Source organism: Pigmentiphaga kullae (assembly GCF_004216695.1).
GTDB classification, from domain to species: Bacteria; Pseudomonadota; Gammaproteobacteria; order Burkholderiales; family Burkholderiaceae_B; genus Pigmentiphaga; species Pigmentiphaga kullae.
The window spans coordinates 1,207,247-1,230,722 of the sequence record NZ_SGXC01000002.1; the positions used below are offsets into that span (position 1 = coordinate 1,207,247).

Annotated in this window: 18 protein-coding genes; 11 read left to right on the forward strand and 7 right to left on the reverse strand. The window is 65.9% G+C overall.

The genetic code is table 11. From position 1 onward, the window contains the following. The first annotated feature begins 7 nt into the window (after positions 1-7). The 3 genes from EV675_RS20045 to EV675_RS20055 are packed head-to-tail and all read left to right on the forward strand — an operon-like array spanning position 8 to position 3,835. On the forward strand, positions 8-1,429 hold the full coding sequence (locus EV675_RS20045) for an FAD-dependent oxidoreductase (RefSeq protein WP_130359145.1): 1,422 nt from the start codon (positions 8-10) through the stop codon (positions 1,427-1,429). 18 nt (positions 1,430-1,447) lie between these two features. Beyond that, positions 1,448-2,827 (forward strand): FAD-dependent oxidoreductase, encoded by a 1,380-nt coding sequence (locus EV675_RS20050; protein WP_130359147.1) that lies wholly within the window; start codon positions 1,448-1,450, stop codon positions 2,825-2,827. Positions 2,828-2,851: 24 nt separating this feature from the next. Next, the gene (locus EV675_RS20055) at positions 2,852-3,835 is read left to right on the forward strand and encodes a Bug family tripartite tricarboxylate transporter substrate binding protein (protein WP_130359149.1); all 984 of its coding nucleotides are present in this window, start codon (positions 2,852-2,854) and stop codon (positions 3,833-3,835) included. 10 nt (positions 3,836-3,845) lie between these two features. Here EV675_RS20055 and EV675_RS20060 read toward each other — a convergent pair whose 3' ends face one another. Beyond that, positions 3,846-4,538: a phytanoyl-CoA dioxygenase family protein gene (locus tag EV675_RS20060; RefSeq protein ID WP_130359151.1), complete on the reverse strand. Its 693-nt coding sequence runs from the start codon at positions 4,536-4,538 to the stop codon at positions 3,846-3,848. 113 nt (positions 4,539-4,651) lie between these two features. On the opposite strand from EV675_RS20060, the gene EV675_RS20065 reads away from it, so the two are divergent. Then, positions 4,652-4,999 carry a hypothetical protein gene (locus EV675_RS20065; protein WP_130359153.1) on the forward strand — a complete coding sequence of 116 codons (348 nt, stop codon included), beginning with the start codon at positions 4,652-4,654 and terminating at the stop codon, positions 4,997-4,999. A 46-nt stretch (positions 5,000-5,045) separates the two neighbouring features. On the opposite strand, the gene EV675_RS20070 is transcribed toward EV675_RS20065, so the two are convergent. Then, positions 5,046-6,005, reverse strand: coding sequence for a LysR family transcriptional regulator (locus EV675_RS20070; RefSeq protein ID WP_130359155.1), 960 nt, complete (start codon positions 6,003-6,005; stop codon positions 5,046-5,048). 130 nt (positions 6,006-6,135) lie between these two features. Here EV675_RS20070 and EV675_RS20075 point away from each other — a divergent pair, with 130 nt between their 5' ends. Next, a complete protein-coding gene (locus tag EV675_RS20075) occupies positions 6,136-6,849 on the forward strand; it encodes an SDR family NAD(P)-dependent oxidoreductase (RefSeq protein ID WP_130359157.1) in 714 nt (237 codons plus the stop codon). Between the two features lie 99 nt (positions 6,850-6,948). Here the strand turns inward: EV675_RS20075 and lpdA are convergent, their stop codons facing one another. The 3 genes from lpdA to aceE form a co-directional block, all read right to left on the reverse strand. Then, entirely contained in the window at positions 6,949-8,778 is a 1,830-nt protein-coding gene (gene lpdA / locus EV675_RS20080; RefSeq protein WP_130359159.1) for a dihydrolipoyl dehydrogenase, read from the reverse strand. A gap of 10 nt (positions 8,779-8,788) precedes the next feature. Next, positions 8,789-10,459: a dihydrolipoyllysine-residue acetyltransferase gene (aceF, locus tag EV675_RS20085; protein WP_130359161.1), complete on the reverse strand. Its 1,671-nt coding sequence runs from the start codon at positions 10,457-10,459 to the stop codon at positions 8,789-8,791. 112 nt (positions 10,460-10,571) lie between these two features. Beyond that, on the reverse strand, positions 10,572-13,286 hold the full coding sequence (gene aceE / locus EV675_RS20090) for a pyruvate dehydrogenase (acetyl-transferring), homodimeric type (protein ID WP_130359163.1): 2,715 nt from the start codon (positions 13,284-13,286) through the stop codon (positions 10,572-10,574). A 270-nt stretch (positions 13,287-13,556) separates the two neighbouring features. Here aceE and EV675_RS20095 point away from each other — a divergent pair, with 270 nt between their 5' ends. The 5 genes from EV675_RS20095 (at position 13,557) to EV675_RS20115 (ending at position 20,589) form a co-directional block, all read left to right on the forward strand. Further along, a complete protein-coding gene (locus EV675_RS20095; RefSeq protein WP_130359165.1) occupies positions 13,557-15,935 on the forward strand; it encodes a PAS domain S-box protein in 2,379 nt (792 codons plus the stop codon). Continuing rightward, positions 15,935-16,558, forward strand: a complete 624-nt coding sequence (locus EV675_RS20100; RefSeq protein WP_087839517.1) for a response regulator transcription factor — start codon at positions 15,935-15,937, stop codon at positions 16,556-16,558. The genes EV675_RS20095 and EV675_RS20100 overlap by 1 nt, the downstream gene beginning before the upstream one ends. A 147-nt stretch (positions 16,559-16,705) precedes the next feature. Beyond that, the gene (locus EV675_RS20105) at positions 16,706-17,356 is read left to right on the forward strand and encodes an FMN-binding negative transcriptional regulator (RefSeq protein WP_130359167.1); all 651 of its coding nucleotides are present in this window, start codon (positions 16,706-16,708) and stop codon (positions 17,354-17,356) included. Between the two features lie 78 nt (positions 17,357-17,434). Further along, positions 17,435-18,292, forward strand: a complete 858-nt coding sequence (gene folD, locus EV675_RS20110; RefSeq protein WP_130359169.1) for a bifunctional methylenetetrahydrofolate dehydrogenase/methenyltetrahydrofolate cyclohydrolase FolD — start codon at positions 17,435-17,437, stop codon at positions 18,290-18,292. A 149-nt stretch (positions 18,293-18,441) separates the two neighbouring features. Continuing rightward, positions 18,442-20,589 (forward strand): M3 family metallopeptidase, encoded by a 2,148-nt coding sequence (locus EV675_RS20115; protein WP_130359171.1) that lies wholly within the window; start codon positions 18,442-18,444, stop codon positions 20,587-20,589. On the opposite strand, the gene EV675_RS20120 is transcribed toward EV675_RS20115, so the two are convergent. Continuing rightward, the gene (locus EV675_RS20120) at positions 20,586-20,885 is read right to left on the reverse strand and encodes a hypothetical protein (protein ID WP_130359173.1); all 300 of its coding nucleotides are present in this window, start codon (positions 20,883-20,885) and stop codon (positions 20,586-20,588) included. The two genes, EV675_RS20115 and EV675_RS20120, sit on opposite strands and share 4 nt — an antisense overlap. Positions 20,886-21,033: 148 nt before the next feature. On the opposite strand from EV675_RS20120, the gene EV675_RS20125 reads away from it, so the two are divergent. After that, complete coding sequence (locus EV675_RS20125) at positions 21,034-21,423, forward strand: helix-turn-helix domain-containing protein (RefSeq protein ID WP_130359175.1); 390 nt, start codon at positions 21,034-21,036, stop codon at positions 21,421-21,423. A 39-nt stretch (positions 21,424-21,462) separates the two neighbouring features. Here the strand turns inward: EV675_RS20125 and ilvD are convergent, their stop codons facing one another. Beyond that, on the reverse strand, positions 21,463-23,349 hold the full coding sequence (gene ilvD / locus EV675_RS20130; RefSeq protein ID WP_130359177.1) for a dihydroxy-acid dehydratase: 1,887 nt from the start codon (positions 23,347-23,349) through the stop codon (positions 21,463-21,465). Positions 23,350-23,476: the final 127 nt, after the last annotated feature.

Sequence of the window (23,476 nt, forward strand, 5' to 3'; positions counted from 1 at the left end):
ACCTGAGTTGAACAGCAGTAGCAGCATCGAGCCCCTGGGCCGCACGGCCCGGGGCGTGCCGGTCATCGAGGACGCGGACGTCGTCGTCATCGGCGCGGGTCCCGGCGGCTTCGCGGCGGCGCTGCGCGCGCGCCGCGAGGGTTGCAGCGTGGTCCTGGTCGAGAAATTCGACATGCCCGGCGGCGTCCATACTTCCGGGCTCCAGGGCGCCGCCAACACGGGCGTCGGCGGCATCCATACCGAGTTGATGGAACGCTTCGCCACGGAAGGCGCCATCTACACCGCCACCGAAAAGGAACTGCCCGACTGGGCCGGCAACGCGCTGTCCCACTACGACCACTACCTGAAACCGGGTTCGCCCTTCCGCCGCTCCTCCTTCAACCCGGATGCCGCCGGCAACATCATGCTGCGAATGCTGGACGAAGCCGGCGTGCGGGCCATCTACGGCGCCGCCTTCGTCGACGTCGAGATGCAGCCCGACGGCGGCCAGCGCCGCATCACCCACGCCATCATCGAGACCGTGCAGGGCCGCCAGGCCATACGCGGCCGCGTCTTCATCGAAGGCAGCGGCACGGCCGAAGTGGTAGCGCGCGCCGGCGCCCCTTTCGTGCGCGGCGGCGGACGCCAGCCCGAAACCGTGGCCAGGGATGAGCAGGAGCGCCCCATACCCGGCGGACTGCTGTGGATCATGAGCGGCATCGATTTCGCGCAGACCGCCGCCTACCAGCGGCGCGAGAACGATCCCGCCCTGAGCAAGCTGATCAACGCGGCGCGCGCGGCCGGCGACATTCCGCCCGCACTCTACCGCCCCCGCCTGGCCGACCAGGGCGTCTACGGCGACCACTACATCGGCCATCCGACCGTGGACATGAGCCCCATCCAGGGCCCCGGCACCTTCATCCTGTGGCAGAACGTACCCTACGAATGGGCGCTGCACATGGACGAAGACACCGAGCATGCCTCGCGCGCCAAGCGGGAACTACGCCGGCTGATCGACGCCGAGGCTGCCTTCCTGCGCAAATACGTGCCGGGCTTCCAGGACGCCTTCATTTCCCACGTCGGCCGCTACGTGGGCGTGCGGGACGGCCGCCATCCCATCGGCGAATACGTCTTCTCCATCGACGACGCGCGCGAGCAGCGGCGCTTTCCCGACGCCGTGACGCGTCCCATGACCAAGACCTTCTTCTGGGACCAGTACGCGAAGTACAGCTTCGAGGTGCCTTACCGCTGCTTCCTGCCCAAGGAAGTCGACAACCTGCTGCTGACCGGCGCCTCGCTGTCCTTCACCTTCGAGACCATCTTCATGGTCATGCGCAACTTCCCCTGGTGCTGCCAGACCGGCGAGGTGGCCGGCCACGCCGCCGCGCGCGCCATCCGCGAAGGCACGAGCCCCAAGCAGCTTCGCTGGACCGAACCGCTGCCCTTCTGATCCGCAAGGAGACACGACATGAATGCTTCGGTCATTACCGAAACCCTGAACACGCCCGTACTCGACCATTACGACGTCATCGTCGCGGGCGGCGGCGCCTCCGGCCTGATCGCCGCCGTCGCGGCGGCCCGCGGCGGCGCCCGCGTCGCGCTGGTCGAACGCGCCGGCTGCCTGGGCGGCACCGCGACTTCCGGCATGGTCGCGCAGTACATCGGCCTGTTCAACGGCACGGTGCGCTGCGTGGGCGGCATGGGCTTCGAACTCACCCGGCGCATCGAGGCCGCCGGCGGCAGCGACGGCTTTCGCCGCTACACCCTGGCCGAGGCCAGCGCCAACCCCGTCACCATCACCAACTTCCCCTTCAACCCCGAAGTCGTCAAGATCGTCGCCGACGACATGGCGAGGGAGGCCGGCGTGGACGTGCTGCTGCACTCGCGCGTGGCCGGGCCGCTGATGGACGACAATCGCGTGGCCGGCCTGTTGCTGGAGAACGTCTCCGGCCGCCGTGCCCTGCGTTCCCGCATGCTGGTGGATGCCACCGGCGACGCCGTCATCGCCGCCGCGGCCGGCGTCCCCTGCGTGGGCGAAGAACCCGAACTGCGCGACAGACGCCAGCCCCTGACCCTGGTGTTTCGTATGTCCAATGTGGACGTGCGCGCCTTCCGCGCCATCCCCCGCGAACAAAAGCGCGCCATCGCCCTGGACGGATTGCAGCGCGGCCAGTTGGCCTGGGAAAGCCTGTCCTTCTGCAGCACGCCCGGCGACACCGACGCCATCTGCCTGATGAGCCGCATCCACGGCATCGATGCGCTGGACGGCGCGCAGTTGACACGGGCCGAACAGATCGGGCGGCAACAGATCAAGACCATCGTGCCCTTCCTGCGCGAGCACGTGCCCGGCTTCGAAAAATCCGTGCTAGCCGGCATCGCCGAACGCGTCGGCATACGCGAAACGCGCCGCATCGTCGGCCGCCACATCCTGACGACCGAAGACATCGTCGGCGGCAAACGCTTTGCCGACGCCGTCGCCCTGGGCGCCGGTCCCATGGACCTGCACGAGGCCGGCGGCACCGGCGTCGACCTGTGGATGCCGCCTGCGCCTTTCGAGATCCCCCTGGCCTGCCTGCTGCCCGCATCCATCGAAGGCATCGTCGTCACCGGCCGGGCAATCTCCGCCACCCGCGAGGCCAACGGCGGCGCCCGCCACATGGGCACCGCCATGTGCCTGGGCCATGCCGCCGGCGCCTACGCCGCCCTGGCGGCCACGGGTCAGGCCACGCTGGAGAACCCCGCAGTCGACACACTGCGCCAGGTGCTCCGCAGCCAGGGCGCCTTGATATCGGCCGACGAGGCGGTGGCCAACGCGGAAGAAAACGCGGTCCAGGCACGCCCCGCCTGAACCAGATTGAAAAAGGAGACAACCATGCACAACATCGTTCGACGCAAGACACTGGCCACGGCCGTGCTGATCGCCGTCATGGCCGGCACCGCCCTCCCTACGCTGGCCCAAGACTATCCCGCCAAACCCCTTCGCCTGATCGTGCCCTTCCCCGCCGGCGGCCCCTCCGACACCACGGCCCGCTCCATCGCGGAAGGACTGGGCAAGGTCCTGGGACAACCCGTCGTGGTCGAGAACAAACCCGGCGCCGGCGCCATCATCGGCAGCGAAGTCGTGCTGGGCCAGCCCGCCGACGGCTACACCCTGCTGATGGCCAGCAACGTCATCTCCACCGGCAAGTGGCTCTACCCCTCCATGAACTTCGAGCCCGTGCGCGACTTCCGCGCCGTCGCCGGCGTGTTCCGCAGCCCGCACCAGGTGGCCGTGGCGCCGGATTTTCCGGGTAAGGGCATCCAGGACCTGATCGCCCTGGCCAAGCGCGAAGGCGGACGGATGAACTACGGCTCGGGCGGCTCCGGTACCATGCCGCACCTGGGCACGGAACGGTTCAAGCAGGTAACCGGGGTGGAGATGCAACACATTCCCTACCGGGGTTCGGCGCCGGCCAACGTCGCGCTGGTGGCGGGAGACGTGCCGGTGCACTTCGACATCGAGTTCTCGGTGCAGCCGCTGCTAAAGTCGGGACGGCTGCGGTCGCTGGGTGTCACGGCACTGAAGCGGTCCCCGCAATTCCCCGATGTGCCTACCCTGGATGAACAGGGTATCAAGGGCTTCGAGCTGTATTCGTGGTTCGGCATCGTGGCACGCACCGGTACCCCGGACAGCATCGTTGCCAAGCTCAATCAGGCCATCAACCTGGTGATGGAAACGCCGGAATTCAAGCAGCGGCTGACGGCGCTGGGAGCGGAGAAAATCGGCGGACCGCCGGCCGCGTTCGAGAAGATGATCAAGGATGACTATCGGCTCTGGGGCGAGGTGATCCAGAAGGCCCATATCAAGATCGAGTAAGCCAGCGGCATCAGGGGTCGAGGAAGCAACGGGACGTCGCCATCATCCGCACGTGCTGAGTCGAATTGACCGACGGGGTGTGCAGCAGACGCATGTCCATGAGGAAGACATCGCCCGCACGTCCGGACATCTCGACGACCCTGACCTTCAAGCCATCGAGCTCGCGCTTCAGATCTTCCGCCGTTCTCAATATCCGGCGTAGTCGGGACGACGACCCATCCGGCTGCATATCGACACGATGGGATCCGGCCAGCGCCAGCGTTCCCCCACCCCCGCCAGCCACGTCATCGATCAGGAAAAATGCCTGTATCCCGGGCAAGCGGCCTGGCGGCTTCGCCGCCACGTCCACATGCCAGTTCAAACCTTGCAGCGTCGAGGCACCTTGACGGGGCGGCGACAGCAACAGCTCGACATCCTGGACAATCTTCGGCACCCGTCCGGCCAGTCGCGTCACCTCGGCCAGCAACGCCTGGGTGACCAGCGACTCGTGCAGCCCGGGCAGCCTGACAAGCGAAGACAGCTTGCCGATCTGCTGGAAAACAGGCAGACCACGCACCGAAGCGGGCATGCCCTTTCCCTCGGACACGCGCTTGAGTTCATCAAGCAGCTTCTGCCGGACAGCCATCATCCGCCCTCGCGGATGAAAACCCTCCAACCGGACATACCCTTGATCGGCGAAGCAATCGGCTTGAGCAGTTTTCATTGGCAAGAAGTCCTTGGAGGAACCGGCGCCCCGACTCCCGCCACTCAATGCAGGTAAAGCGGCGTACTGCCCCGTGGCCATGCGCTGTCTATTCGACTGCTTCGAGGATACACATGGCATCGCCCTCCGCCCAGACCATTCATCTCGCCCCTCCAGAGCCGTGTCCGAATTGCGGACGCGAGAGGATCCCCCGCGCCGCCGGCGAGAAAACCGCTCCGTGGCGAACATTCGCCAGCCCTCCGCAGCTCGCGATCTATATAGCGAATCTCCTGCTGATCGGTGGGGCTATCGCGATTTCCATACAGCCAGAGAGCGCATCGTCACCGCTGATATTCGGCGGATTCCTGGCCGGCCATATATGCCTTGGCCTATACGCGATCCTGCTGCGCGAGCGCGGGCTGCTGTTCCTGAACGCCGCACTCGCTGCGTTGGACTTATACGCGGTCGTCATTCGGCTCTGACGTTCCGCTTGGGCATCGGCTGGCCGCGCAACTGGCGAGGACCACACTAGCGATGGAGTGGCGGCGAAGCTTGAGGCAGATTTCGCGGATAAGCCTCCAGGCAGAGATCCAGCACTTCGGCACGAAACCAGCAATGAGCCGGATCGTGATCGAGGCGCGAATGCCAGATTGCCGAGATATTGAAAGCGGGTATGGGCACGGGTAGTTCGAAGCACTGTAAGCCATTGGCCGCCGCGTAATCCGGCACAAAGGAGTTGCCGACGCATGAATGCGGGACAACGGCCAGCAAGTCCGAATGACGAGTCAGCTGCATGGCGCTCGTATAAGACGGCACCACCATCCGCACCTTCCGCCGCCCATTCGGCGGTTCAACGGCTGCGTCAATCGAACTTTCCGCTTCGCCGGTACGTGAAGTCATCACATGGTCGTATGCGGCCCATTGTTCTACGCTGATGCTCCGTTCACTCAGAAGCGGATGGCCGATGCGGCACACGCCGACATAGCGATCGCGGAAGAGCAAACGCGTACGTACCTCGGGGGCCGAGGTTTTGACGATGCCGATCTCCAGATCAATCGCGCCTTCCCTTAGCGGTTGAGCATTCCAGTTCGGCTTGGGGGCGAAGCGAAGCTGCACACCGGGTGCCGTGCGGCGGATCCGGTCCATCAAAGCCGCGCCAAGCTGGTCGATAAAGCCTTCACCCACTCGCAGGGTGAAGCGCTGCTCCAGGGTGGCAATGTCGAACTGATGCTCGGTGCGACTCAGGACCCCCTCTACTTCGTGGGTCAGCGCCGAGATGCGCTGGCTCAGTTGTTCCGCATATGGCGTGAGCACCAGCGTGCGCCCAGCCTGCAGCAGCAGGCGGTCGCCCGTAACCGCGCGCAGGCGAGTGAGCGTACGGCTCGTTGCAGAAACACTGAGTTTCAGCCGCCGGGCGGCCCCCGTGACGCTACGCTCAGTCAACAATGCGTCCAGCGCGGGAAGGAGGTTGAGGTCGACGCGTGTCATGCGCCCAGCATAATCGAAACCGGCCAGGCATGGCGTCTGACGCAATCAATAATTGCACGCCAGGCGTCTGGTGCAAATTAGAGCCAGGTTCGACAATCCATGGCTTCAATAGTGCGAAAAGGAGAATCCCATGCCCCAAGCGCCCGTTCACACCCCCACCGTCCTGCTCATCGGCGCCTCGCGCGGCCTCGGCCACGCCATGGCGGCCGAATTCCTGAAAAACGGCTGGCACGTCGTGGGCACGGTTCGCGCCGGTAGCGGCCGGACTCTTTTGCACGATTTGGCCGATGCGCATCCGGACCGGGTCGACATTGAAACGCTGGACATTACCCGACCCGAGCAGATCCGAGCCTTACACGAGCGCCTGTCCGGCCGGATGTTCGACATTCTGTTTGTCAATGCCGGGACGACCAATCCGGACCCGACTCAGACCATCGGTGAGGTCTCGACGGAGGATTTCGTGAATCTCATGATCACCAATGCGCTTGGCCCGATGCGGGTGGTCGAGCGCTTGTCCGACCTTGTCACGCCGGCCGGCCTGATCGGGGTCATGTCATCCGGACAAGGCAGTATCGCCGACAATGAATCCGGCCAGCGGGAGGTTTACCGTGGCAGCAAGGCGGCCTTGAACCAATTCATGCGCAGCTTTGCCGCGCGTCAAGCGCAAACGCCACGGGCCATGCTGCTGATCGCGCCGGGTTGGGTGCGCACCGACCTGGGAGGCCCTGAGGGGAGATTGTCGATCGAGGAAAGTGTTCCCGGGGTTGTGAACGTGCTTCTGACCAAGCTGGGCCATCCCGGCCTCGAATACCTCGACTATTGTGGTCGGACCGTTCGGTGGTGATCATGGCCGGCCCATCAAGGCACCCGTTCCCCTGGCTGCCGCAAAAAACAAAAAAGGCCACACAATGAAGTGCGGCCTTTTTTTCAAACTACGACAACCCTACTTCTTCCTGACCGGCGGCAAATCCGTACACACCCCTTCCGCCACCTCGGCCGCCATCCCGATCGACTCGCCCAGGGTCGGATGCGGATGGATGGTCTTCCCGATATCCACCATATCCGCCCCCATCTCGATCGCCAAAGCGACCTCGCCAATCATGTCGCCGGCATTCGTACCCACGATGCCGCCGCCCACGATCCGGTGCGTCTCTTCGTCGAACAGCAGCTTGGTGAATCCTTCATCGCGCCCATTGGCGATGGCGCGGCCCGAAGCGGCCCACGGGAACATGCCCTTGGTGACCTTGCGGCCCTGCTTCCTGGCTTCGTCTTCGGTCAGGCCCACCCACGCGACTTCCGGATCCGTGTAGGCCACGGACGGGATCACGGTGGCGTCGAAGTGGCTCTTCTGGCCGGCCGCGGCTTCCGCCGCCACGTGGCCTTCATGCACGGCCTTGTGGGCCAGCATGGGTTGGCCGACGATGTCGCCGATGGCGTAGATGTGCGGCACGTTGGTGCGCATCTGGGAATCCACGGAAATGAATCCGCGGTCGCCCACCTGCACGCCGGCCTTGTCGGCGCCGATCTTCTTGCCGTTGGGGCTGCGGCCGACGGCCTGCAGCACGAGGTCGTAGCGCTGGGGTTCCTTGGGGGCTTTTTCACCCTCGAAAGTAACCCAGATGCCGTCTTTCTTCGCTTCGATGCCCACCGTCTTGGTCTTCAACATGATGTTGTCGAAGCGGTGTTCGTTCATCTTCTGCCAGACCTTGACCAGGTCGCGGTCGGCACCCTGCATCAGGCCGTCCAGCATTTCGACGACGTCCAGCCTGGCGCCCAGGGTGGAGTACACCGTGCCCATTTCGAGGCCGATGATGCCGCCGCCGATGATGAGCATTTTCTTGGGCACGCTCTTCAAGAGCAGCGCGCCGGTGGAGTCGACGATGCGTTCGTCTTCGGGGGCGAAGGGCAGTTTCACCGACTGGCTGCCGGCGGCGATGATGGCGCTGGCGAATTGCAGGACCTGCTTGCCTTCCTTGGTCTCGACCTCGATGTGGTTGGGACCGACGAAGGAGCCAACGCCCGTCACCACCGTGACCTTGCGGGCCTTGGCCATGCCGGCCAGGCCGCCGGTCAGCTTGCCGACGACGCCGTCCTTGAACGCGCGCAGCTTGTCGAGGTCGATCTCGGGCTTGCCGAAGGTGATGCCGTGTTCGGCCATCTTGGCGGCTTCCTCGACCACGGCGGCGGTGTGCAGCAGGGCCTTGGAGGGAATGCAGCCGACGTTCAGGCAGACGCCGCCCAGGGTGGCGTAGCGTTCGATCAGGGCCACTTTCAGGCCCAGGTCGGCGGCGCGGAAGGCGGCGGAGTAGCCGCCGGGGCCGGCGCCCAGGACCACGACGTCGAAGCTCTGGTCGGCCTTGCCGCCGAAGCTGGCGGCGGCCGGCGCGGCAGCGGGCAGCGGGACGGGATCGGGATCCGGCTTGTCGGAGGTGGGTTCGCCCAGTTCGTGCATGGCGGCGGGCGCCAGTTCGACCTTGGGGAAGCCGGTGCGGGACTTGGTGTCCACGGCCGGGGCCGGGCTGGCGGCGGCACCGCCTTCGGCGGCGTCGATCTCGAGCAGCACGGAGCCTTCGCTGACCTTGTCGCCGACCTTGACCTTGATGGCCTTGACCACCCCGCCCTGCTCGGCGGGGATTTCCATGGAGGACTTGTCGGATTCGACGGTGATCAGGCTTTGCTCGGCCTTGATGGTGTCGCCCACGGCCACCAGGATCTCGATGACCTCGACCTCCTTGAAGTCGCCGATGTCGGGTACTTTCAGTTCTATCGCCATCCGTTGCTCCTTACAGCAGGATGCGGCGGTAGTCCGCCAGCACCGAGGCCAGGTAGGCGTTGAAGCGGGCGCCGGCGGCGCCGTCGATGACACGGTGGTCGTACGACAGCGACATGGGCAGCGTCAGTTGCGGCACGAATTGCTTGCCGTCCCACACGGGTTTCATGGCCGAGCGGCTGACGCCCAGGATGGCCACTTCGGGCGCGTTGATGATGGGCGTGAAGCTCGTGCCGCCTATGCCGCCCAGCGACGAGATCGAGAAGCAGCCGCCCTGCATTTCCGAGGGCGAGAGCTTGCCGTCGCGCGCCTTCTTGGCCAGTTCGGAGGTTTCCTTGGCCAGTTCCAGGACGCCCTTCTTGTCGGCATCGCGGATGACCGGCACCACCAGCCCGTTGGGCGTATCGGCGGCGAAGCCGATGTGGAAGTACTTCTTCAGGATCAGGTTGTCGCCTTCCAGCGAGGCGTTGAACTCGGGGAATTTCTTCAGCGCCGAGACCACGGCCTTGATCAGGAACGCGAGCATCGTGACCTTGACGCCGGATTTCTCGTTTTCCTTGTTGAGCTGGACGCGGAAGGCTTCCAGGTCGGTGATGTCCGCATCCTCGTTGTTGGTGACGTGGGGGATCATCACCCAGTTGCGGTGCAGGTTGGCGCCGGAAATTTTCTTGATGCGCGACAGCGGCTTGGCCTCGATTTCGCCGAACTTGGCGAAATCGACCTTGGGCCAGGCCAGCACTTCCAGGCCGGAGCCCGAGCCGCCGGCGGCAGCGGGCGCCGCGGCGGCGGCGCCGCCTGCCAGGGCCTGCTTGACGAAGTTGCGCACGTCGTCGGGCGTGATGCGGCCCTTGGGACCGGTGGCCGGCACCCTGGAGAGGTCCACGCCCAGTTCGCGCGCGAACTTGCGCACGGACGGCGAGGCATGGGCCTTGGAAGGCGTGTGTTCGGCGGCGGGATCGGCCGGCACGGGCGGCTGCTTGGCCGCAGGGGCCTGGGCCGGCGCGGCGGCGGGCGCCTCGGCCCTGGCGGCGGGTGCCGGGGCGCTTTCGGCCTTGGCGGCCGGCGCGGCAGCGGCGGCGCCGCTCTTGACCTTCACCAGTTGGCTGCCCTTGGACACCTTGTCGCCGACCTTGACCAGCACGGCGGTGACTTCGCCCGCCGTGGAAGTCGGGATTTCCATCGAGGACTTGTCGGATTCGACCGTGACCAGGCTTTGCTCGGCCGAGACCTGGTCGCCGACCTTGACCAGCAGTTCGATGACTTCGACGTCCTTGAAGTCGCCGATGTCGGGCACGACCACCGTTTCCTCGGCACCGCCCTGCGCGGGCGCGGCGGCCGGCGCGGCCTGGGGCGCGGGCGCGGCTTCCTGCTTGGCGGCGGGTGCAACGGCGGGCGCTTCGGCCTTGGCCGGCGCCGCTTCCTGCCGGGGCGCCTCGGCGCCGCCGGCGGCTTCGATCTCGACCAGCGGGGTACCTTCGGACACCTTGTCGCCGACCTTGACCTTGATGGCCTTGACCACCCCGCCCTGCGCGGCCGGGATTTCCATGGACGACTTGTCGGACTCGACGGTGATCAGGCTTTGCTCGGCCTTGATGGTGTCGCCCACCGAAACCAGGATCTCGATCACTTCGACTTCGCTGAAATCACCGATGTCGGGGACTTTCAGCTCGCTCACATTACTCATTCTGTAGTCTCCAGAAAGCCGGACCCCACCGGCGCCCCCGCCGCAGGCAGGCGCGCGCCGGCCGGGCGGGCAAGACAGGGGCAGTGCCTATCTTACCCATCCCGGCCATCGATCACGCGTGTTGAGGGTTGGCTTTCTCGGGGTTGATGCCGTACTTCTTGATGGCCTCGGCCACCTTCTTCATCGGGATCTTGCCTTCGTCGGCCAGCGCCTTCAGGGCGGACAGCGTGACGAAGTGGCGATCCACCTCGAAGTGTTCGCGCAGCTTGGCGCGGAAGTCGGAACGGCCGAAACCGTCGGTGCCCAGCACGTTGTAGGTGCGGCCCTTGGGGATGAACGGACGGATCTGGTCGGCGAAGGACTTCATGTAGTCGGTCGAGGCGACGATGGGGCCTTCGGTCTTTTCCAGGGCTTCGGTCACGTAGGCGACCTGGGCTTTCTTTTCCGTCGGGTGCAGCAGGTTGTGGCGGTCGACGTCCAGGCCGTTGCGGCGCAGCTCGGTGAAGCTGGTCACGCTCCAGATGTCGGCGGCCACGCCCCAGTCCTTCTCGAGCAGCTCCTGGGCGGCGATGACTTCGCGCAGGATGGTGCCCGAACCCAGCAGCTGGACGCGGTGCTCGGCCTTGGCCTCGCTCTTCTTCAACTGGTACATGCCGCGGATGATGCCCTCTTCGTCGCCGGCCTTCAGGCCCGGCTGGGCATAGTTCTCGTTCATGACCGTGATGTAGTAGAAGACGTTTTCCTGGTCTTCCACCATGCGCTTCAAGCCGTTCTGGATGATGACCGCCAGTTCGTGCGCGAAGGTCGGGTCGTACGACACGCAGTTGGGGATGGTGGCCGACATCAGGTGGCTGTGGCCGTCCTCGTGCTGCAGGCCTTCGCCGTTGAGCGTCGTGCGGCCGGCGGTGCCGCCCAGCATGAAACCGCGGGCCTGCATGTCGCCGGCGGCCCAGGCCAGGTCGCCGATGCGCTGGAAGCCGAACATCGAGTAATAGATGTAGAACGGCACCATGATGCGGTTGTTCGACGAGTAGGACGTCGCCGCGGCGATCCAGGAGCTCATCGCGCCCGCTTCGTTGATGCCCTCTTCCAGGATCTGGCCGTCTTCCGCTTCGCGGTAGTACATGACCTGCGCCTTGTCCACGGGCACGTACTTCTGGCCTTCGTGGGCGTAGATGCCGATCTGGCGGAACATGCCTTCCATGCCGAAGGTGCGCGACTCGTCGGGCACGATGGGCACGACGCGCGGACCCAGGGTCTTGTCGCGCAGCAGCTGCGTCAGGATGCGGACGAAGGCTTGCGTGGTCGAGATCTCGCGGCCTTCGGCGGTGGGGTCGAGCACGGCCTGGAACGCCGACAGCGCGGGTGCGGGCAGGTGTTCGTCGGCCTTCTGGCGGCGGTGCGGCAGGTAGCCGCCCAGGGCCGCGCGGCGCTCGTGCAGGTACTTCATTTCCGGCGATTCGTCGGAAGGCTTGAAGTACGGCAGGTCGCCCAGCTTGTCGTCCGGCACCGGAATGTTGAAGCGGTCGCGGTAGGCGCGGATGATGTCGTCGTCCAGCTTCTTCTGCTGGTGCGCGGGGTTGCGCGACTCGCCGGCGGCGCCCATGCCATAGCCCTTGATGGTCTTGGCCAGGATGACGGTCGGGCGGCCTTCGCTTTTCTGCGCGGCGTCGAACGCGGCGAACACCTTGTGCGGATCATGGCCGCCACGGTTCAGGCGCCAGATGTCGTCGTCGCTCATGCGGCTGACCATCTCCAGCAGCTTGGGGTGCTTGCCGAAGAACTTCTCGCGCACGAACGCGCCGTCGTTGGCCTTGTAGGCCTGGTATTCGCCGTCGACGGTGTCTTCCATGATCTGGCGCAGGATGCCTTCCTTGTCGCGCGCCAGCAGCGGATCCCAGTAGCCGCCCCAGATCAGCTTGATGACGTTCCAGCCGCTGCCGCGGAATTCGCCTTCCAGTTCCTGGATGATCTTGCCGTTGCCGCGCACCGGGCCGTCCAGGCGCTGCAGGTTGCAGTTGATCACGAACACCAGGTTGTCGAGCTTTTCGCGCGAGGCCAGGCTGATGGCGCCCAGCGATTCGGGCTCGTCCATCTCGCCGTCGCCGCAGAACACCCAGACCTTGCGGTTGCTGGTGTCGGCGATGCCGCGGGCGTGCAGGTATTTCAGGAAACGGGCCTGGTAGATGGCCATCAGGGGGCCCAGGCCCATCGAGACGGTCGGGAACTGCCAGAAGTCGGGCATCAGCTTCGGATGCGGGTAGGACGACAGGCCCTTGCCGTCGACTTCCTGGCGGAAATGGTTGAGCTGGTCTTCCGACAGGCGGCCTTCCAGGAAGGCGCGGGCGTAGACGCCGGGCGAGGAATGGCCCTGGAAATAGACCAGGTCGCCGCCGCGGCTTTCGGTCTCGCCGTGCCAGAAGTGGTTCTGGCCGGTCTCGATCATGGTCGCCAGCGAGGCGAACGAGGCGATGTGGCCGCCCAGGTCGCCGCCGTCGGCCGGATGCAGGCGGTTGGCCCGGACCACCATGGCCATCGCGTTCCAGCGAATATAGGAGCGGATGCGGGCTTCCAGGTCGAGCTTGCCCGGATGCGCCGGCTCCATGTGGGGCGGGATGGTGTTGACGTAGGCGGTGTTCGGAGAAAACGGGATGTACGCACCGGAACGGCGCGCCACGTCGATCAGGCGTTCCAGCAGGTAGTGCGCGCGCTCAGGACCTTCGCGATCCAGGACCGCTTCCAGGGCGTCGAGCCATTCTTGGGTTTCCAGGGTATCTTCGTCGTTGGCGGCGGTTATACCGGCCCCGACCTGAGGAAGAGCGGACATGCCTGTCTCCTGAGTCTCTGTGACATCCGGACGGCTCGTAGCCATCCGAGGGTTAAGTCGCTGTTGGCGGCCTTCGCCTATGTAAAACTAGGGCCCTCGCAACTCCGGCGCGATTCTAGAAGGCAGGAAGCCTTCCATGCAATAAAAATTTCGCTTTACGATATCATTTACCACGATGTGAAATCTAGCACGAAACCTGGATAAAAGCATTCTGCGCTGCAATAAAACAGCGGGCCTCCGAACGCACCACACTGTGCGTAAACTTTCTTCATGTCTACCGTTCATCCTTCCAATATCCCCGCCCCGTTCAAGGATCTGGGGCGTCTGCGCCGCCGCAGCTGGTACTGGCTGACGCCGGCCATCGCGCTGGGGCTGTTCGTCTGCGTCATGGGCTCCATCCTGTGGTGGCTGGACGCCCGCGACGACGCCCAGCGCTACGGCACGCTGGTGCGGGACGTCGACTGGGCGCAGCAATCGATGCGCCTGCGCATGCTGGCGGCGCGCGACCGCATGGGGGCGCTGGGGCGCGACCTGGTGCGCACCAACATGACCGAGGGCCGCTTCCTGGACGATGCCCGCGAGCTCCAGGTCGAGCACCCCGAGATCATCCACGTGGCGTGGATCAACGCCGACCGCAAGGCGGTCTGGATCTCGACCCCCGACCGGCGCGCCGGCCAGACCTTCCGCATGAGCGCCCCGGGCGCGGCCGAGCCCGAGGCCTTCCGCGCCTTCGAGATCGCCCGCGACGAGCACCGGCCGGCGTATTCCCGCCCCTACCGCGGCCAGTACAACGAGGTCTACCTGGACCTGTACGTGCCGGTGTTCCAGGACGAGCGCTTCCTGGGCACGCTGGCCACGGTGTACTCGGTGGACGCCATCCTGCAGCACCTGATCCCCCAGGAGACCCAGCACAAGTACAAGGTGTCCATCCTGGACGGCAATGAAATGCCGCTGGTGTCCTCGTCCTCGCGCGCGGACAAGGGCGCCATCAACGCCTACGAAGTGCCGCTGGACCCGCCGGGCAACGGCATGATGCTGAGCGCGCGCGGCTACCGCACGCAAACCGACACCTCGCAGACCATGCTGGTCTGGGTGGTGGTGTCGCTGTCGGCGGTCATCATATGGAGCCTGTTCGCGCTGTGGCGCCACACCCGCTTCCGCTCCCAGGCCGAGCAGGCCCTGATCGCCGAGACCGCCTTCCGCCGCGCCATGGAAAACTCCATGCTGACCGGCATGCGGGTGCTGGACATGGAAGGCCGCATCACCTATGTGAACCCGGCCTTCTGCCGGATGATGGGCTGGGACGAGGCCGACCTGCTGGGCCGGCCCCCGCCCTACCCCTACTGGCCCCAGGGCGACCACGCCGCCCAGTGGCGCAACACCGAGATGCTGCTGTCGGGCAACGCCCCCAGCAGCGGCTTCGAGATGGAGGCGCAGCGGCGCGACGGCTCGATCTTCTTCGCGCGGATGTACGTCTCGCCCCTGCTCGACCAGCGCGGCGTGCAGACCGGGTGGATGACGTCCATGACCGACATCACCGAGCCCAAGCGCATCCGCGAGGCCCTGGCCGCCGCCCACGAACGCTTCATGACCGTGCTCGAGGGCCTGGACGACGCCATTTCGGTCACGGCCGAGACCGCCAAGGGCTCGGAGCTGCTGTTCGCCAACAAGACCTACCGGCGCGTGCTGGGCTCGCAGCCCACCGGGCACGACGAGCTGTCCGCCGGCCGGCGCGGGCGTTTCACCGATGAAGCCATCGAGGTGTACTCCTCGTCCACCCACCGCTGGTTCGAGGTGCGCCACCGCATGCTGCAATGGGTGGACGGGCGCCGGGTGCGGATGCAGGTGGCGCGCGACATCACCGAGCGCCGGGCCTCGGAAGAAGCCTCCCGCGCCCAGCAGGAGAAGATCCAGCTCACCAGCCGCCTGATCACCATGGGCGAGATGGCCTCGTCGCTGGCGCACGAACTGAACCAGCCGCTGACGGCCATCAACAACTACAGCATGGGCGTGGTGGCGCTGGTACGCGCCGGCGATACCGACCCGGCCAAATTGCTCCCGGCCCTGGAAAAAACCACCGCACAGGCCCAGCGTGCGGGTATGATCATCCGCCGCATACGCGAATTCGTGAAGCGGAGCGAGCCCAAGCGCCAGCGGGTAAGCCTGCCCACGATCGTGGATAATGCGGTCGGTTTTGCCGGGATCGAGTCCCGGACCCGGCGGATCGATATCATTCAAAAAATACCCGAACAGTTGCCGGACGTTCTCGCCGATCCTATCCTGATCGAACAGGTGGTCCTGAATCTGATGAAAAACGGCCTGGAGGCCATGCAGGATTCAGAGGGGCGGGAACTGCTGGTGGAAGCGAACGTGCGCGAGGACATGGTAGAAGTGGCAGTCACCGATACCGGCCATGGGCTGGCCGATCCCGAACGGCTGTTCGAGCCTTTCTACAGCACCAAGTCGGAAGGCATGGGCATGGGCCTGAACATCTGCCGCACGATCATCGAATTCCACCACGGCCGGCTGTGGGCCGAAGCCAATCCCGCCGGAGGCACGATCTTCAAGTTCACGCTTCCGTGGGTACGTCCGATCCTGCCGACCGGACCCGCCCCCGAACTGGAATCCGCACCCAAGGAGCTTACCTGATGAGCAATACGCCCCAATCCAGCACGGTCTTCATTGTCGACGACGACGAAGCCGTGCGAGATTCTCTCCGATGGCTGCTCGAAGCCAACGGTTACCGGGTACGGGCCTACGAGAGTTCGGAACGTTTCCTGGCCGAGTACGACCCCGAGGTGATCGGCGTGCTGATCGCAGACGTGCGGATGCCGGGCATGACCGGGCTGGAACTCCAGGAACAGTTGCTTGCCCGCAAGTCCACCCTGCCCATCGTCTTCGTCACCGGCCACGGCGACGTGCCCATGGCGGTCTCCACCATGAAGAAAGGCGCGGTGGATTTCCTGGAAAAGCCCTTCAACGAAGCGGACCTGCGCCAGATCATCGCCAACATGCTGGAACAGGCCCATTCCCGCGCGGCCGACGAAGCCACCCGGCGCGGCCACGAGGCTCTGCTGGCCCGGCTGACCGTGCGCGAACAACAGGTGCTGGAACGCATCGTGGCCGGCCGCCTGAACAAGCAGATCGCCGACGACCTGGGCATCAGCATCAAGACCGTCGAGGCGCATCGCGCCAACATCATGGAAAAGCTGCAGGTCACGACCGTGGCCGACCTGATGAAGGTCGCCCTGCACCATCGGCCGCAGGGGTAGCCCCCCCCTACGCGCTTACGCGCGCCCCCCAGGGGGCGATGCGGGTGGACCGGCGTAGCCGGATCCACCGCATCCCGGGTCTGGATGAGTTCTCTCGGTGCGAAGCATCGTGTTCTTGCTCTCCTGTCGCTCGACACCAAGGTAACTATGTATTTGCCGCCGCATTTCGAGCAGGCCGACCCGGACAGGATTCGCAACCTGATACGCACCTGTCCACTCGGCATGCTCGTGACGGCGGGACCGCAGGGGTTGGACGCCAACCACCTGCCCTTCATCCTCAACCCCGACCGCGGCCCGCACGGCACGCTGCTGTGCCACGTGGCGCGAGCTAATCCGGTCTGGCGGGAGTTGGCGGATTCCCAGGCCGAAAGCCTGGCGGTCTTCCAGGGTCCCAGCGCCTACGTATCGCCCAGCCTGTACGAGACCAAGCGCACGACCCACGAAGTCGTGCCCACCTACAACTACGCCGTGGTGCACGCCCATGGCCGGATCATCGTGCATGACGATCCGCGCTGGGTGGCGGGCGTGGTGGGCCGGCTGACGCGCATGTTCGAGCAGGGACGCGACGACCCGTGGAAGATGAGCGACGCGCCGCCCGCCTTCCTGGAAGAAAGGCTGTCGGCCATCGTCGGGCTGGAAATGCCCATCGCGCGGCTGCAGGCCAAATGGAAAATGAGCCAGAACCGCAACGAGGCCGACCGGCGGGGCGTGGTGGCGGGCCTGGATGCGTCCGGGCGAGACGGGGACAGGGCCGTTGCGGCGGCGATGAAAGCGGCGGAAACCGGAACGTCTGCCTGAAGCGGCGGCCCCCGTGCGCTAAAATGGCCCAGGCGCCCGCGCCCTCGTTCCTCCACTCCTCTTTGCCTTCAGACCGCCATGCCCGCACGCCTCATCAACGGCAACGAACTCTCCAAGCAGATCCGCTCCGACATCGCCCAGCGCGCCGCCGAACTCACGCGCCAGGGCACGCGTCCCGGCCTGGCGGTGATCCTGGTGGGCGAGGACCCGGCCTCGCACGTGTACGTGCGCAACAAGGTCAAGGCGTGCCACGACGCGGGCTTCCATTCGGTGCTGGAGAAGTACGAGGCCACGATGACCGAGGCCGAGCTGCTGGCCCGCATCGATCTGCTCAACCATGACCCCGCCATCCACGGCATCCTGGTGCAGATGCCCCTGCCCAGGCACATCGACCCGCACAAGGTGATCGAGGCCATCTCCACCCGCAAGGACGTGGACGGCTACTCGGTGCTCAGCGCCGGCGAACTGATGGCCGGACTGGACGGTTTCCGTCCGTGTACGCCCTACGGCTGCATGAAGCTGATCGAAAGCACCGGCTACGACCTGCGCGGCAAGCACGCCGTGGTGATCGGCCGCAGCAATACCGTGGGCAAGCCGATGGCGCTGCTGCTGTTGCAGGCCAACGCCACGGTCACGGTGTGCCACAGCGGCACGCCCGACCTCGCCTACCACACCCGCCAGGCCGACGTGGTGGTGGCCGCCGTGGGCCGCCGCAACACGCTGACGGGCGACATGGTCAAGCCCGGCGCGGTGGTGATCGACGTGGGCATCAACCGCGACGATGCCGGCAAACTGTGCGGCGACGTCGATTTCGCCAGCGTCTCGGAAGTGGCCGGCTGGATCACCCCGGTCCCCGGTGGTGTCGGCCCCATGACGATTACGATGCTGCTGGCCAACACACTGGAATCCGCAGAGCGCGTGGCCGGCCGAGGCTAAAAGCGCCGGTTCGCGCCGAAAGCGCCCTGCTCCGCCCCTCTCGGCCTGGATTTCGCCGAGAATGTCCCCACATGCCTGATACGAGCCCGCGGCGCGCCTTATGGCGCCCGGCGGGCCGGGTTACCCATTGCCTTTCTGGAGTCTGCCCCATGACGTCATCCGCTTCCCAGCCGTCCACCGCCGCCCTGGCCGGCAACCCGCTCATGGACCTGTCGGGCCTGGCCCCGTTCGATGCCATCCGTCCGGAGCACATCACCCCCGCCATCACGGCACTGATGGAGCGGGCGCAGCAGGCGGTGGACAAGTTGGAGGCAGACCAGGCGGCGGATGCCCCGGCCACCTGGCAAAACGTGGTCGAGACGCTGGATGAAGGCACCGAGGGACTGTCGCGCGCCTGGAGCGTGGTCGGGCACCTGAATTCGGTGGCCGATACGCCGGAGCTGCGTGCCGCCTACGGCGAGAACCTCCCGCGCGTGACCGAATTCTGGGCCGGCCTGGGCCAGAATCAGGCGCTGTACGAGCGCTACAAGAAGCTGGCGGCCAGCAAGGCGTTCCAGCAGCAGACCCCGGCCCGCAAGAAGCTGATCGAGAACGAGCTGCGGGGCTTTCGCCTGGGCGGCGCCGAGCTGCCCGAGGCCGACAAGCCCCGTTTCGCCGAGATCCAGGAACAGCAGGCCACGCAGTCCAAGGCGTTTTCCGACCACGTGCTGGACGCCACCAACACCTACGCGCTGATCGTGCGCGACGAAGCCGAACTGGCCGGCCTGCCCGAGGACGTGAAGGACGCGGCGCGCGAGGCCGCCAGGAAGGCGCCGGCCAAGGAAGGCGAGGCCCGGGACGACACGCCGGCCTGGAAATTCACCCTGCACTTCCCGTCGTATTTCCCGGTGCTGCAATACGCCGACAACCGCGCGCTGCGCGAGACCATGTACAAGGCGCACGTGACGCGCGCCTCGGAGCTGGGCCCGGAATACGGGCAGGGCCAGGCCGAGTGGGACAACACGGCCATCATGCTGGACCTGCTGCGCCTGCGCCGCGAGGAAGCCGGCCTGCTGGGCTACGCCAACTACGGCGAGGTGTCGCTGGTGCCCAAGATGGCCGACACGCCCGAGCAGGTGCAGACCTTCCTGGCCGAGCTGGCCGAGCGCGCGCACCCCTATGCCGAGCGCGACCTGCGCGAACTGCGGGAATTCGCCGCCGCCGAACTGGGCCTGGCCGAGCTCGAACCCTGGGACATCGCCTATGCGTCCGAGAAACTGCGCCAGGCGCGCTATGCGTTCTCGGAAAACGAGGTCAAACAATACTTTCCCGAGCCCAAGGTGCTGGCGGGCCTGTTCAAGGTGATCGAGACGCTGTTCTCGGTCCACATCCGTCCGGACAGCGCGCCGGCCTGGCACCCGGACGTGCGTTTCTTCCGCGTCGAATCGGCCGCCGGCACGCTGCTCGCCCAGTTCTACCTGGACCTGTACGCGCGCGACGGCAAGCGCGGCGGCGCCTGGATGGACGACGCCCGCACCCGCTATCGCCGCCCCGGCGGCCAGTTGCAAACGCCGGTGGCCTACCTGATCTGCAACTTCACGCCGCCCAGCGGCGGCAAGCCCTCGCTGTTCACGCACGACGAAGTCATCACCCTGTTCCACGAATGCGGCCATGGCCTGCACCACATGCTCACGCAGATGGAGGACCTGGGCGTATCGGGCATCAACGGCGTGGAGTGGGATGCGGTCGAGCTGCCCAGCCAGTTCATGGAGAACTTCTGCTGGGAATGGGCCGTGCTGGAGCAGATGACGGCGCACGCGGAAACCGGCGCCCCCCTGCCCCGCGCGCTGTACGACAAGATGGTGGCCGCCAAGAACTTCCAGGGCGGGCTGATGACGCTGCGCCAGGTCGTGCTGGCAGCCACCGACATGCACCTGCACACCGACTACGATCCGGACGGCCCGCAAAGCGTGCTGGCCCTGTCGCGCGCGGTGAACGACCGCCTGCACGTCCTGCCCCAGCCGGAGGTCTCGCGCTGGATCAACACCTTCAGCCATATCTTCGCGGGCGGCTACTCGGCCGGCTACTACAGCTACAAGTGGGCCGAGGTGCTGTCGGCGGACGCCTACGCGGCCTTCGAAGACGCCGCCACCGAGGACACGCTACGGCCGGAAGTCGGGGAACGCTTCTTGCGGGAGATCCTGCAAATGGGCGGCAGCCGGCCCGCCATCGAATCGTTCCGCGCGTTCCGCGGCCGCGATCCCAGTATCGAGGCCCTGCTGCGCCACAGCGGCATGTCCGAAACCGCCGGGTCCTAATCGCGAGAGATCAGCATTCTGACGCCCGAAAGGTCGTCGGAAAGCAGGTCGGCAAGCGACGACTTGCCCGGGATTTCCAGCACCGGATTGGTGCCGTAACGATGCATCAGCTCCCGGGCGGTCTGCACGGAGACCAAGGCGCGGCGGCGCGATGCCCTGGCATGGCCCGAGAAAGGAAACTTGCGCTCCAGCCTGGTGATGTCCCACCCGCTGGGGACAAAGATCCAGGCGAGATGGCCTTCGCGATCGATACCGCTGAGCACGAGCAGTTCAACGACGCCTTGGTGTATTTGCATAGCACGCAATTTCCAGGATGGCGCAAGCGGCTGGATGGCCACTCCCTTCCTGTACAGCCTCCCTAATTTTGCCTTTAACGCAAAATATACACCAGAAATTTGCGCCGTACGCTTTGCGCAGCAAGCAAGGCGTTCGGACAATCACTCCATGGACATAGGCTCGGCGATCAGGCAGATGCGGGAACAGCTCGGGCTCAAGCTCGAGGCCGTCGCCATGGAAGCCGGCACCGATGCGGGCAATCTGTCGCGCATCGAGACAGGCAAGCAAAAACCGTCCATCGGACGCCTGGAAAGCATCGCCCGGGCCATGAACGTGGGCGTGACGGATCTCTACGCCCTGATCGAGAATGTCCGCGTACTGCCGGCCACGCCGCCTGTGCTGCGCGACGGCGACGACACTTCCTACACCGACGACACGCAGGTCCTGCGCCGCAGCTTCGCTGCGCTGGACGCCCACCACCGCAAGCTCGTCATCGAATTCGCCAAGCTGCTCAACCGCCTGCAGAAAGAAGAAACCGCCGGGCGGGAATCGGCCTGACCGCCCCGCTCCGGCGTTTCGCTGCCGCCCGCCCCGCGATCAGGCAGGCCGGCGCATCAATTGCGAAATATCGCGCACGGCGCCGCGGTCGGCCGAGGTGGCCATCATTCCATACGCCTGCAGGGCCTGCGACACGACGCGCTGGCGATCGACCGGCTGCCAGGCCTTGCCGCCGCGGGCCTCCATGGCCTGGCGGCGCCTGGCCAGCTCGGCGGCGTCCACACGCAGGTTGATGCTGCGGTTGGGGATGTCGATCTCGATGATGTCGCCCTCTTCCACCAGGCCGATGGCGCCGCCCTCGGCCGCCTCGGGCGAGGCATGGCCGATCACGAGGCCCGAGGATCCGCCCGAGAAGCGGCCGTCGGTCAGCAGCGCGCAAGCCTTGCCCAGGCCCTTGGACTTGATGTACGAGGTCGGGTAGAGCATCTCCTGCATGCCGGGACCGCCCTTGGGGCCTTCGTAGCGGATGATGACCACGTCGCCGGCGTGCACGGTATCGCCCAGGATGCCATCCACGGCGTCTTCCTGGCTTTCGAAGATACGCGCCTTGCCGGTGAACTTCAGGATGCTTTCATCGACGCCCGCGGTCTTCACGATGCAGCCCTTCTCTGCCACGTTGCCGTACAGCACGGCCAGGCCGCCGTCCTGCGAATAGGCGTGGGCCTTGTCGCGGATGCAGCCCTGGGCGCGATCCAGGTCCAGCTTGTCGAAGCGCTTGTCCTGGCTGAATGCCGTCTGCGTGGGAACGCCGCCGGGCGCGGCGCGGAAGAAGGCATGGACGGCCTCGTCGGCGGTCGTCTTGATGTCGTGCGCGGCGATGGCCTCGCCCAGGGTCTTGCTGTGCACCGTGGACACCGAGGTATCCAGCAGGCCCGCGCGGTCGAGTTCGGCCAGGATGGACATGATGCCGCCTGCGCGGTGCACGTCCTCGATGTGGTACTGCTGCGTGGCGGGCGCGACCTTGCACAGGCAGGGCACATGGCGCGAGATGCGATCGATGTCGCTCATCGTGAAGTCCACGCCGCCCTCCTGCGCCGCGGCCAGCAGGTGCAGCACGGTGTTGGTCGAGCCGCCCATGGACACGTCCAGCGCCATCGCGTTGGTGAACGCCGCCTTGGTGGCGACGTTGCGCGGCAGGACCGAGGCGTCTTCCTGTTCGTAGTAGCGGCGGCACAGCTCGACCGCCACGCGGCCGGCGCGCAGGAACAGGGCCTTGCGGTCGGCGTGGGTCGCCACCAGCGTGCCGTTGCCCGGCAGCGACAGGCCCAGGGCCTCGGTCAGGCAGTTCATGGAGTTGGCGGTGAACATGCCCGAGCAGGAGCCGCACGTGGGACAGGCCGAGCGCTCGTAGTTCTCGACGTCTTCGTCCGACACGCTGGGGTCGCCGGCCTTGATCATGGCGTCGATCAGGTCCACCTTGATGATCTTCTGGCCGTTCACGTCCTGGGCGGGATGGTAGGCCTCGATGACCTTGCCCGCTTCCATCGGGCCGCCCGACACGAACACGGCCGGGATGTTGAGCCGCATGGCGGCCATCAGCATCCCCGGGGTGATCTTGTCGCAATTGGAGATGCAGACCATGGCGTCGGCGCAATGGGCATTCACCATGTACTCGACCGAGTCGGCGATCAGTTCGCGCGAGGGCAGCGAATACAGCATGCCGCCGTGTCCCATGGCGATGCCGTCGTCCACCGCGATGGTGTTGAATTCCTTGGCGACGCCGCCGGCGGCCTCGATCTCGCGGGCGACCATCTGGCCCAGGTCCTTCAGGTGCACGTGGCCGGGCACGAACTGGGTGAACGAATTGACGACCGCGACGATGGGCTTGCCGAAATCGCCGTCCTTCATGCCGGTCGCGCGCCATAGCGCGCGCGCCCCAGCCATGTTGCGGCCATGGGTGGAGGTGTGGGAGCGGTATTGCGGCATGAGGGGACTCGCAAAGAGAATGACGAAACACTCTAGTATAGGGCGGAACGAGCCTGCCCGCCCTGCTCTCTCGATGCATTCCGGGGCGTGGCTTACGTCAATTAATAAAAATCATTATCATTACGAG

Coding starts and splice junctions, on each gene's coding strand:
- aceF (WP_130359161.1), bottom strand. CDS start 10,459: ATGAGTAATGTGAGCGAGCTGAAAGTCCCCGACATCGGTGATTTCAGC.
- lpdA (WP_130359159.1), bottom strand. CDS start 8,778: ATGGCGATAGAACTGAAAGTACCCGACATCGGCGACTTCAAGGAGGTC.
- aceE (WP_130359163.1), bottom strand. CDS start 13,286: ATGTCCGCTCTTCCTCAGGTCGGGGCCGGTATAACCGCCGCCAACGAC.
- EV675_RS20105 (WP_130359167.1), top strand. CDS start 16,706: ATGTATTTGCCGCCGCATTTCGAGCAGGCCGACCCGGACAGGATTCGC.
- EV675_RS20060 (WP_130359151.1), bottom strand. CDS start 4,538: ATGAAAACTGCTCAAGCCGATTGCTTCGCCGATCAAGGGTATGTCCGG.
- EV675_RS20100 (WP_087839517.1), top strand. CDS start 15,935: ATGAGCAATACGCCCCAATCCAGCACGGTCTTCATTGTCGACGACGAC.
- EV675_RS20070 (WP_130359155.1), bottom strand. CDS start 6,005: ATGACACGCGTCGACCTCAACCTCCTTCCCGCGCTGGACGCATTGTTG.
- folD (WP_130359169.1), top strand. CDS start 17,435: ATGCCCGCACGCCTCATCAACGGCAACGAACTCTCCAAGCAGATCCGC.
- EV675_RS20050 (WP_130359147.1), top strand. CDS start 1,448: ATGAATGCTTCGGTCATTACCGAAACCCTGAACACGCCCGTACTCGAC.
- EV675_RS20075 (WP_130359157.1), top strand. CDS start 6,136: ATGCCCCAAGCGCCCGTTCACACCCCCACCGTCCTGCTCATCGGCGCC.
- EV675_RS20055 (WP_130359149.1), top strand. CDS start 2,852: ATGCACAACATCGTTCGACGCAAGACACTGGCCACGGCCGTGCTGATC.
- EV675_RS20115 (WP_130359171.1), top strand. CDS start 18,442: ATGACGTCATCCGCTTCCCAGCCGTCCACCGCCGCCCTGGCCGGCAAC.
- EV675_RS20125 (WP_130359175.1), top strand. CDS start 21,034: ATGGACATAGGCTCGGCGATCAGGCAGATGCGGGAACAGCTCGGGCTC.
- EV675_RS20120 (WP_130359173.1), bottom strand. CDS start 20,885: ATGCAAATACACCAAGGCGTCGTTGAACTGCTCGTGCTCAGCGGTATC.
- ilvD (WP_130359177.1), bottom strand. CDS start 23,349: ATGCCGCAATACCGCTCCCACACCTCCACCCATGGCCGCAACATGGCT.
- EV675_RS20095 (WP_130359165.1), top strand. CDS start 13,557: ATGTCTACCGTTCATCCTTCCAATATCCCCGCCCCGTTCAAGGATCTG.
- EV675_RS20065 (WP_130359153.1), top strand. CDS start 4,652: ATGGCATCGCCCTCCGCCCAGACCATTCATCTCGCCCCTCCAGAGCCG.